This window comes from Streptomyces mesophilus, assembly GCF_040300965.1.
In the GTDB taxonomy this organism is placed as follows: domain Bacteria; phylum Actinomycetota; class Actinomycetes; order Streptomycetales; family Streptomycetaceae; genus Streptomyces; species Streptomyces mesophilus_A.
In genome coordinates this window covers 1-9,132 of record NZ_JBEPEW010000229.1, presented here as the reverse complement: position 1 = coordinate 9,132, position 9,132 = coordinate 1, and the positions used below count along the sequence as shown (strand labels likewise).

At 71.2% G+C, this 9,132-nt stretch carries 10 protein-coding genes; 5 read left to right on the top strand and 5 right to left on the bottom strand.

The genetic code is table 11. The features are described from left to right. Positions 1-59 precede the first annotated feature (59 nt). Positions 60-920, bottom strand: a complete 861-nt coding sequence (locus ABT367_RS39220; RefSeq protein ID WP_352258479.1) for an NAD(P)-dependent oxidoreductase — start codon at positions 918-920, stop codon at positions 60-62. Between the two features lie 168 nt (positions 921-1,088). On the opposite strand from ABT367_RS39220, the gene ABT367_RS39215 reads away from it, so the two are divergent. Then, positions 1,089-1,445 carry a winged helix-turn-helix transcriptional regulator gene (locus tag ABT367_RS39215; RefSeq protein ID WP_352258477.1) on the top strand — a complete coding sequence of 119 codons (357 nt, stop codon included), beginning with the start codon at positions 1,089-1,091 and terminating at the stop codon, positions 1,443-1,445. Between the two features lie 122 nt (positions 1,446-1,567). Here the strand turns inward: ABT367_RS39215 and ABT367_RS39210 are convergent, their stop codons facing one another. Continuing rightward, on the bottom strand, positions 1,568-2,434 hold the full coding sequence (locus ABT367_RS39210) for a hypothetical protein (protein WP_352258476.1): 867 nt from the start codon (positions 2,432-2,434) through the stop codon (positions 1,568-1,570). Between the two features lie 183 nt (positions 2,435-2,617). Here ABT367_RS39210 and ABT367_RS39205 point away from each other — a divergent pair, with 183 nt between their 5' ends. The 3 genes from ABT367_RS39205 to ABT367_RS39195 all read left to right on the top strand — a co-directional run bounded on the left by ABT367_RS39205 (position 2,618) and on the right by ABT367_RS39195 (position 4,183). Next, positions 2,618-3,031 (top strand): helix-turn-helix domain-containing protein, encoded by a 414-nt coding sequence (locus ABT367_RS39205; RefSeq protein WP_352258474.1) that lies wholly within the window; start codon positions 2,618-2,620, stop codon positions 3,029-3,031. Positions 3,032-3,069: 38 nt separating this feature from the next. After that, complete coding sequence (locus ABT367_RS39200) at positions 3,070-3,675, top strand: hypothetical protein (RefSeq protein WP_352258472.1); 606 nt, start codon at positions 3,070-3,072, stop codon at positions 3,673-3,675. 172 nt (positions 3,676-3,847) lie between these two features. Beyond that, a complete protein-coding gene (locus ABT367_RS39195; RefSeq protein ID WP_206343328.1) occupies positions 3,848-4,183 on the top strand; it encodes a DUF2516 family protein in 336 nt (111 codons plus the stop codon). 187 nt (positions 4,184-4,370) lie between these two features. Here the strand turns inward: ABT367_RS39195 and ABT367_RS39190 are convergent, their stop codons facing one another. The 3 genes from ABT367_RS39190 to ABT367_RS39180 form a co-directional block, all read right to left on the bottom strand. Beyond that, the gene (locus ABT367_RS39190; protein ID WP_352258470.1) at positions 4,371-5,699 is read right to left on the bottom strand and encodes a PP2C family protein-serine/threonine phosphatase; all 1,329 of its coding nucleotides are present in this window, start codon (positions 5,697-5,699) and stop codon (positions 4,371-4,373) included. A gap of 259 nt (positions 5,700-5,958) precedes the next feature. Next, positions 5,959-7,047 (bottom strand): NlpC/P60 family protein, encoded by a 1,089-nt coding sequence (locus tag ABT367_RS39185; protein ID WP_434975641.1) that lies wholly within the window; start codon positions 7,045-7,047, stop codon positions 5,959-5,961. Positions 7,048-7,302: 255 nt separating this feature from the next. Next, positions 7,303-8,106 (bottom strand): class I SAM-dependent methyltransferase, encoded by an 804-nt coding sequence (locus ABT367_RS39180; protein WP_352258466.1) that lies wholly within the window; start codon positions 8,104-8,106, stop codon positions 7,303-7,305. A 280-nt stretch (positions 8,107-8,386) separates the two neighbouring features. Between ABT367_RS39180 and ABT367_RS39175 the strand changes: the two genes are divergently transcribed. After that, a partial coding sequence (locus ABT367_RS39175) for a glycosyltransferase (protein ID WP_352258464.1) occupies positions 8,387-9,132 on the top strand: 746 nt, incomplete at its 3' end.

Genomic DNA, 9,132 nt, shown 5'->3' with positions numbered 1-9,132 from the left:
GGGCCTCGGCGCCGCCCCGCGCCCCAGCGCCTCAGCGCCGCCCCCCCCGCCCCCGCCCCTCAGCGCCGCCCCAGCACCTCGGCGACCCGCAGGAACCCGTCCGTCCCGTGCCCGAGGCCGATCACCCGGCGGGCCAGCCCTTCCGCCGCGCGCATCACGCCCGCGTCGATGCCGTGGGACTCAGAGGCGTGGACGATATGGGCCATGGAGGAGGCGGCCGAGGTGATCGGGTTGTCGGCGCCGGAATAGGTGCCCCGGTCCACCTCCGCGGCGCCCTCCGCGAAGATCGGCGGCAGGATCTCGCCGATGCCCTTGGCGAACGGTGCGAGCTCCGCCGCGCTGATCCCCTCGGCCTTCGCCACGGCAAGCGCATGGGCGTAACCCGCCATCGCCGTCCAGAAGATGTCGAGCAGCGCGATGTCGTACGCCGCCGCCCGGCCCACGTCCTCACCGAGGTGGGTGTGGGTGCCGCCCAGGACGTCGAGCACCGCCTTGTGCTCCGCGTACAGGCCGGCCGGTCCCGCGTGCAGGAACACCGCGTGCGGCGTTCCGATCGTCGTCGTAGGCGTCATGATCGCGCCGTCGAGATAGCGGATCCCGTGCGCGGCGGCCCAGTCGGCGCTCTCGCGGGCACGGTCCGGGGTGTCTGCGGTGAGGTTCACGACGGTGCGGCCCTTGAGGGCGGCGGTGACCTCATCCGTACGCAGCACGGCGTCGGAGGCGTCGTAGTTCACGACGCACACCACCACCAACTCGCTTGCGGCCACGGCCTCCTGAGCGGTCACGGCACCGATGGCGCCCCGTTCTACCAGCTCGCGGTCCCGGCCCGGCGTCCGGTTCCACACCGTGGTCCGCACCCCCGCGTCGAGGAAAGCGCCGGCCAGCGCGCGGCCCATGGGGCCGAGGCCGAGAACGGTCACGGTGGGAGTGGGAGTGGGAGCGGCGGCGGGTGTGGCGGTGGTGGAAGAACTCGTGGGGGCGGGCTGTTCGGACTGGGTGGGGGACTGGTGGGACTGCTCGGACACGCTTCTCAACTCCCGTACTGGTAAAGATATTCAAGCGGGCAAATGCTGATGAAAGGGGCTCTCGTGACACGCAGCCGCGCCCAGGACCCGAACGTCTGCGGAGTGACCGCCGCGATCGCGGTGATCGACGGCAAGTGGAAGACGGCGCTGCTCTGGCTCCTCGAATCGGGGCCGCAGCGGCCCGGCGCTCTGCGCCGTCAACTGCCGGGCCTGAGCGAGAAGGTCCTGACCCAGGCCTTGCGCGAGATGGAGGCCGACGGCCTGGTCCACAGAGAGGTGCACGACGAGCTGCCCCTGCGGACCGAGTACTCACTCACTCCCTTCGGCCAGGACCTCTCCGACGCCTTGGCCCCACTCTCGGACTGGGGCCACCGCCGCTTGGACCGCCTGAACCCCGCCCTCCAGGCGGCCACCGGCTGACCGCCTGAGATCAGCTTGGTTCAGGGGGCGGTCGGTGCCAAGTACGCACAAAAAGGTGGGTACTCGGAGCGGGGCGGTGGAGTGGCCGGACGGTCCGTTCGGCGCGGTGGGCGCTGCAGGGTTCAGAAGGTCCGCTCGATCGGCTTCTCCTGGATCAGGCCGGCCAGCTCCTCGTCCGTCAACGCATGAGGACTGTCCAGGAGTTGGCGTAGCGCACGCTCGCCCAGGAACTGGCTCTCCACCCGGAACTCCACGCCTCGCTCGTGCCGGACGAGGGTGATGTTGCGGCTTCCGCCGGGGAGGGAGCCGACCGCGCGCAGCACGCCGTCCGCGTCCACCGCGCAGGTCTCACGCTCCCCGAGGATCTCGGGACAGACCGGCGTCGGCGTGGGCGGACGGCTGATGGTCAGGCCCGCGTGCCCGAGCTGGTGCGGGCGGGCCGGACGGTAGTCGACCGTGAAGTAGCCGGGCCCGAGCTCCGCCCGGGCCACCTGCATCCCGGCGGGCGTGGCCCCCAGGTACAGCAGCTCGGACCGCTCCCGGTAGCTCGCGATCTCCGCTGTCAGCCGACGCTGTTCAGCCTGTGACGGACCGAGGAAGCCCCCGTACACGACGCCGGCCGCCATTGCTGCCACCGCACCCGAACGCACCCACCGGCTGGGCACGAAGAACGCCGCGGCCACGGCGTACGGCAGCCCCGTCAGTGCGAACCGCATGCCGGCGCCCCCCAGATCGACATCCGATCCGTACGCGGCCACGCCGGTGATGGCGCCGGCCGTGCCGAGCAGGAAGACCAGCACCGCCCAGGCGATCCGCCCGGAAGCCGACGCGCACAGCGGCACCACACTCCGTACCGGCGTCCCCATCACGGCCAGTAGCACCACGGTCAGCGGCACCCCCACCGCCAGGGCGAGCAGCGCCTCCCCGGCCCCGCCGCCCCACGCCGACAGCGCCACCCCGAGCCCGAGCGCCGGCACGGCGGCCGCCATAGCCGCCCAGACCACGAGGAGGTGCAGAACTACCAGGCCCGTCTGCCACTTGTCATACGGGCAGCCTGGCAGCAGGCCGTGGCGGCGCGCATGGGTCCGCGTACACGTGCGGCGTTCGTGGCCTGCACCACTTTTGCAAGCATCTGCTTGCAATAGTTAGCAGCGATGCGGCAGCATCAAGGCATGGCATCGCTCAACGTCGGCAATCTCGGGGAGTACCTGCGCGAGCAACGGCGCAATGCGCAGTTGTCGCTCAGGCAGCTCGCCGATGCCGCCGGGGTGTCCAATCCGTATCTGAGTCAGATCGAGCGCGGCCTTCGCAAGCCGAGCGCGGAGATCCTGCAGCAGCTGGCCAAGGCGCTGCGGATCTCCGCCGAGACGCTGTACGTGCAGGCCGGGATTCTCGACGAGCGCAACCGTGACGAGGTCGAGACGCGGGCCGCGATCCTCGCGGACCCCTCGATCGACGAGCGGCAGAAGCAGGTGCTGCTGCAGATCTACGAGTCGTTCCGAAAAGAGAACGGCACCGCTCCCACGGGCGCGAAGAGCGGCACGGACACCGCCGATGACCAGGCCCGCATGGCCGACGGCGAATGAACGCCATCACCCTCATACCTATCGGAGGTACGTACGTCATGGCCCTCACCGACGACATCCGCAAGGCCGTCACCGACCCCAAGCCCCTCTACTTCGCCGCAGGCACCGCCGACCTCGTGGTCCAGCAGGCCCGCCGCGTTCCCGAGCTGATCGAGAAGGTGCAGGCCGAGGCCCCGGAGCGCTTCGAGGCCGTACGCAGCACCGACCCCAAGGCCGTACAGGAGAAGGCCGCCGCCCGCGCCAAGGAGGTGCAGGAGGTCGTCCAGGCCAAGGTCACCGAGGTGTTCGGGAACTTCGACACCGATCTGAAGAAGTTCGGCGAGACCGCCCAGGACCTGGCGCTGCGCAGTGTCGGCGTCGCCGCCGAGTACGCGGTCAAGGCCCGTGAGAAGTACGACGAGGTCGCCGAGCGCGGCGAGCAGGCCGTGAAGACCTGGCGCGGCGAGGCGGCCGAGGAGATCGAGGAGCTGGCCATCGCGGTCGAGGGCAAGGAGACCCCCGAGCCCGCCGCCGAGGCCGCGCCCACCCCGGTCGCCACCGAGCCCAAGCCCGCTCAGGCCAAGGCCCCCGCCAAGAAGCCGGCCGCCAAGAAGGCTCCGGCCCGTAAGACCGCGGCGAAGAAGACCCCGCCGCCCGCCGAGTAGGAATCCCCGACAGCCCGCCGGGCAAGCAGCCGGCAGGTATCAGGGGTCGCAGGAGTCATACGTCGGGACCGGCCCGGGCACGAACGGCGTGCCCGGGTCGTTCTCCGGGTACGGTGGCCGCAGAACCCCAATCGACGAGTGGCCCGATACACAGGTGGTGGACGAAGTGCTGATGCAGGCGTTCGGCGGCTTCATGTGGCTGCTCTTCACGGCGATGCTGGTGCTCGCGGTCGTCGCCCTGGTGCTGGCCGTGACCTTCCGCGAGGACGCCTACCGCGCCGCGGACAAGCAGACCAAGAACTTCTGGCTGATCATCCTGGGCATCGTGGTCCTGGTGAACCTGGTCGTGCCGATGCTGTTCCTGCAGATCGCCGGCCTGGTCGCGACGATCGTCTTCATGGTCGACGTCCGCCCCGCGCTCAAGCAGGTCACCGGAGGCCGCGGCGGCGGCCGCCGCGGCGGTTCCAGCAGCGACGGCCCGTACGGTCCGTACAACGGCGGGCGCTGAGCCCCCCCCACGCATCATCGAGCAGTCAGTCGGCGGGTCCGTCCAGGGGACGGCCCCGCCGACTTCTCATGCCCGGGCTCCGGCGCCCGCGCCTCGGCTTGAGGCGCGCGCCCCGGCTCGAGATCCGCGCCCCGGCCTGAGGGCCACCGCTCGAGGCCCGCGCCTCGCCTCAGGCCCGCGGTCCGCCTCAGGCCCGCGGCCCCCGCTCAAGGAGCACCACCGCGACGTCATCCGTCAGCTCCCCGCCGTTGAGGTCGCGGACCTCGTTGACCGCGGCCTCGAGCAGACCGTCGCCGCTGAGACCCTCGGAGATCTGGCGTCGCACCATCGCGACCATGCCGTCCTGCCCGAGCCGGCGCCGGCTGCCGGATTCCACCCGGCCCTCGATCAGGCCGTCCGTGTAGAGCATCAGGCTCCACGCGCCCCCGAGCTCCACCTGCTGGCGCGGCCAGCGGGCGCGTGGCAGCAGACCGAGAGCGGGACCGCTGTTCTCGTACGGGAGCAGCTCGGCCAGCCCGCCCGCGCGTGCGATCAGCGGGGACGGATGGCCGGCCAGGCACAGGCCCGCGCGGCGGCCGTCGGGGGATATGTCGACCGTGCAGAGCGTCGCGAAGATCTCGTCGTCCGGGCGCTCGTGCTCGAGCACCTGCTGGAGCGTCGAGAGCAACTCGTCGCCGCACAGGCCCGCGAAGGTCAACGCACGCCAGGCGATCCGCAGTTCGACGCCGAGCGCCGCCTCGTCGGGACCGTGCCCGCAGACATCGCCGATCATCGCGTGCACCGTGCCGTCGGGCGTCCGTACGGCGTCGTAGAAGTCGCCGCCGAGCAGCGCGCGCGAGCGGCCCGGACGGTAGCGCGCGGCGAACCGCAGCGGGGCGCCGTCGAGCAGCGGCGTGGGCAGCAGACCGCGCTCCAGGCGGGCGTTCTCCTGGGCGCGCAGCCGTGACTCGGTGAGCTTGCGCTGGGTCATATCGGCCCGCTTGCGCTCCACGGCGTAGCGGATCGCCCGTGTGAGTACGCGGCTGTCCAGCTCGTCGCGGAACAGATAGTCCTGGGCGCCCACCCGTACCGCCTCGGTGGCCCGCTCGGTGTCGTCGCTCGCGGTGAGCGCGAGCACGGCGTGCCGGGGCGCGAGGCGCAGGACGTGCTTGAGCGTCCCCAGCTCGTCCTCGGCGCCGTCCGATGAGCCCGTGCGGCCGGAGGCGGGCAGGGCGAGGTCGAGAAGGATGCAGTGCACGTCGTCGGTGAGGAGACGTTCCGCCTCGGTGAGATTGCGTGCCGTACGCACCTTGATGGGCTTGCCCGCAGCGTCGAGCAGCGCGGGCACGCTGAGGGTCTGGGCCGGATCGTCCTCGATCACGAGCAGCGTCAGACCGCCGCTGCCGTGCTCGGTGAACTCCTCGGCGGCGGGGTGCGCCGACGGGGTCTCCGCACCGGGCGCGGGCGCCGGTGAGGTCTGAGCCTGACCACCTTCCACGGCCGGGACTGCTCTCTGCCGCGGTATGGGTACGGGCATCCTTCTGGTTCCTTCCCTCCCCCCGAGGGCGCGGCGGTACGACACCAGTCGAAACGACGTTCCGCCGACGGGGACCTTAGCGGTAGCCGACACCGGTTTGGAATGGCGATCTGCAAAGAGCCGGTGTCATATGCCGCGTCCCGTCCCGTAATTGGGCATGCGGCGAGTCCACCCGGGATGACGAACATCACGCCGCGGAGGTTGCCCGGGTGGCGCAGGTCACGTGAGCCGGGTCACCTCGGTGGGGTGGCGCGGCAGGCTACTTGTCCGGCCGTACGACCCCGAGGATCGGCATCGAACCGGCCCCCGCCACCGTGACATTGCGCCCGGGTCGCGGGGCGTGCACGATCGCGCCGTTGCCCACGTACATCCCGACATGGCTGGCGTCGGCGTGGTAGATGATCAAGTCGCCGGGCCGCATGTCGCGCACCTTGATGCGCGGCAGCTGCCGCCACTGCTCCTGCGAGGTGCGCGGTATGCCCCGCCCGGCCGCCGCCCAGGCCTGTGAGGTCAGACCCGAGCAGTCGTACGAGGACGGGCCCTCGGCGCCCCACACGTAGGGCTTGCCGATCTGCTTGCTCGCGAACGCCACGGCCTTCTTGCCCTGGGCCGAGGCATTGCCCTTGATGTCGTTGAGGATTCCAGTGTCCAGCCAGGCGGTCTGGGACTGGATCTCGGCGTCCTGCTCCATCTGGAGGAGGCGGGCGCGCTCCTCCTTCTCGAGCTTCTTCTCCAGCTTCTCGGCGGCCTCGATCTTCGCTTCGATCTTCTTCTTGCGCTTGGCCTGGTCCTTGGTGTGCTGCTCGAGCTCGAGCCAGTACAGGCCCGCGTCCTTGGCGTAGAGCTGCAAGTCCGCTTCGGTGGTGGACAGTTCGCCGATCAGGTTGGTGGTCGCGTGCTGCCCCTGGCGCACCCGCTGCGCGCCGTCGAGGAACTCCTGCGGATCGTCGCTGAGCACCAGCTGCGCCTGGGGCGGCACACCGCCGCTGCGGTACTGCGCGCGGGCCGCCGCGCCCGCCCGGTCCTTGAGGGTGTCGCGCTTGCCCTGCAGCTTCTGGATCTTGTTGGCGAGCTTGACGATCTGGTCGGACTGCTTCTTGGCCTCTTCCTCCGCCGCGTTGTACGCATCGGTGGCGACCGCCGCCTCGTGGTAGAGGCCGTCGAGCTCCTCGCGCACTTCCGACAGATCGCGCTTCCCCGGCTCCGGCTCGTCGGCCTTCGGATCGTCGGGCCGCGCGGAGAGCGGGCCGGCCACGGGGGCCGCCATCGCGCTGCCGGGTGCGCTGAGCAGACCGAGGGCGCAGACCAGCGCCACGGCCGCAACGGTCGAGGTTCGCCTGCAGGTCACGCCCACGCCCCCTGATCTGATGGTCCGTCAGTCAATCCGTACGACTTCGGGATGGTGCCATGCCTTCGCCGAATGCGACAGGGTCACGCAAAACGCGAACTGTCCCCACAGCGACACCGAACCCACCACGGGACCAACTCCGCTTCCCCACCCGTCACTTCTGACGTATGACTACCGCGCCGCGTTCCCCTGGAAGCGAAGCGTCACCCATGTGGCGGTTGGCAAAGTATGTGCGAATAAGGCCACTTCAGGCGGTTATGCGACTGCACGGCTACGAGGAGCGAGCGCCCCCCATGCCACCGTCACCTCGCCCTGCCGCCACCGCGAACTCCCGTCCACCACGGGCCAGTCCGCGCTCAGCGCCCGCACCGCACGGATCCAGCGCTGGCGTGCCCCGTACGAGGCGTAGGGCGCCGCGGCCGCCCAGGCACGGTCGAAGTCCCGCAGGAACGCGTGCACCGGCTCACCCGGCACATTGCGGTGGATCAGCGCCTTCGGCAGCCGTTCGGCCAGGTCGGATGGCTGGTCGAGGGAGCCGAGCCGGGTGGCGAACGTCACCGTCCGCGGCCCCTCGGCCCCCAGCGCCACCCACACGTGCCGCCGCCCGATCTCGTCGCAGGTGCCCTCGACGAGCAGCCCCTCGGGCGCGAGCCGCGCGCACAGCCGCTGCCAGACCTCGGCGACCCGGTCCTCGTCGTACTGCCGCAGCACATTGGCCGCGCGGATGAGCAGGGGCGGCCGGTCGGTGGGCACCTCGAAGCCGCCGAGCCGGAAGGAGAGCCCCTCCTCCTCGTACGGCTTCGCGCCCGCGACCCGCGCCGGGTCGATCTCGATGCCGACGACCCGCACGTCCGGCGCGGCCGTCCGCAGCCGGTGCAGCAGCTCCACGGCGGTCCAGGGCGCGGCCCCGTAACCGAGATCCACGGCGACCGGCGCCGCGGCGGCCCGCAGCACACGCCCATGCCGCTCGGCGATCCACCGGTCCATCCGCCGCAGCCGATTGGGATTGGTGGTCCCACGCGTCACGGTCCCGACGGGACGGGAGGATGTGCGGGCCATCCCTCCAGTATCGGTCAGCTTCGGGGACCTTTTGTCGCGGGTGAATCCGGCAAAGCGGACGCAAGGCCGTACAGAAGGTCCCCCGCTCACCCTCGCCACCCCCGCCCGGCCGCCGGGAGGTCCGCGGGCGGGAGTGGGGTGGGGCGCGCAGACTGGGGGTGTCGGTGGAATAGGAAGGGGTACCTCCGGTGTTCGGGAGGTTCGGAGGGTGGGTCATGCCCTCTTCGTAGGCATGTCGTGAGGCATGTCGTGAGTCATGTGTGAGAAGGAGGCCGCGCGCGTGAGCCAGTACGTGAGCAGGCTCGGCGGACGGCTCGCCCAGACGCCGGCCCGACTGTCCGGCACTCCGCGGCTCAGGCTCCCGGGCGGCAGCCGCCGACCACGCCGGATCGCGATGCTCAGCGTGCACACCTCCCCGCTGCACCAGCCGGGCACCGGCGACGCGGGCGGCATGAACGTCTACATCGTCGAGCTCGCCAAGCGCCTCGCCGCGATCAACATCGAGGTCGAGATCTTCACGCGGGCCACGACGGGCCACCTCCCGCCCAAGGTCGAGCTGGCCCCCGGAGTCCTCGTACGGCATGTGGACGCGGGCCCGTACGAAGGCCTTGCGAAGGAGGAACTCCCCGCCCAGCTCTGCGCCTTCACGCACGGTGTGATGCGCGCCTGGGCCGGCCACCGCCCCGGCTACTACGACCTGGTGCACTCGCACTACTGGCTGAGCGGCCACGTCGGCTGGCTCGCCGCCGAGCGCTGGGGCGTGCCCCTCGTGCACGCCATGCACACCATGGCCAAGGTCAAGAACGCCGCGCTCGCCGAGGGCGACACCCCCGAACCCGCCGCCCGCGTGATCGGCGAGACCCAGATCGTCGAGGCCGCCGACCGGCTCATCGCCAATACGGACGAGGAAGCCGACGAGCTCGTACGGCACTACGCCGCCGACCCCGCCAAGGTCGCCGTCGTCCACCCCGGCGTGAACCTCGACCGCTTCCGCCCCGCCGACGGCCGCGCCGCCGCACGCCAGCG

Bases quoted from the DNA above. Each gene is read 5' to 3' on its own strand.
- ABT367_RS39200 (WP_352258472.1), top strand. From the start codon at position 3,070: ATGGCCCTCACCGACGACATCCGCAAGGCCGTCACCGACCCCAAGCCC.
- ABT367_RS39210 (WP_352258476.1), bottom strand. From the start codon at position 2,434: ATGGCGGCCGCCGTGCCGGCGCTCGGGCTCGGGGTGGCGCTGTCGGCG.
- ABT367_RS39180 (WP_352258466.1), bottom strand. From the start codon at position 8,106: ATGGCCCGCACATCCTCCCGTCCCGTCGGGACCGTGACGCGTGGGACC.
- ABT367_RS39205 (WP_352258474.1), top strand. From the start codon at position 2,618: ATGGCATCGCTCAACGTCGGCAATCTCGGGGAGTACCTGCGCGAGCAA.
- ABT367_RS39195 (WP_206343328.1), top strand. From the start codon at position 3,848: ATGCAGGCGTTCGGCGGCTTCATGTGGCTGCTCTTCACGGCGATGCTG.
- ABT367_RS39190 (WP_352258470.1), bottom strand. From the start codon at position 5,699: ATGCCCGTACCCATACCGCGGCAGAGAGCAGTCCCGGCCGTGGAAGGT.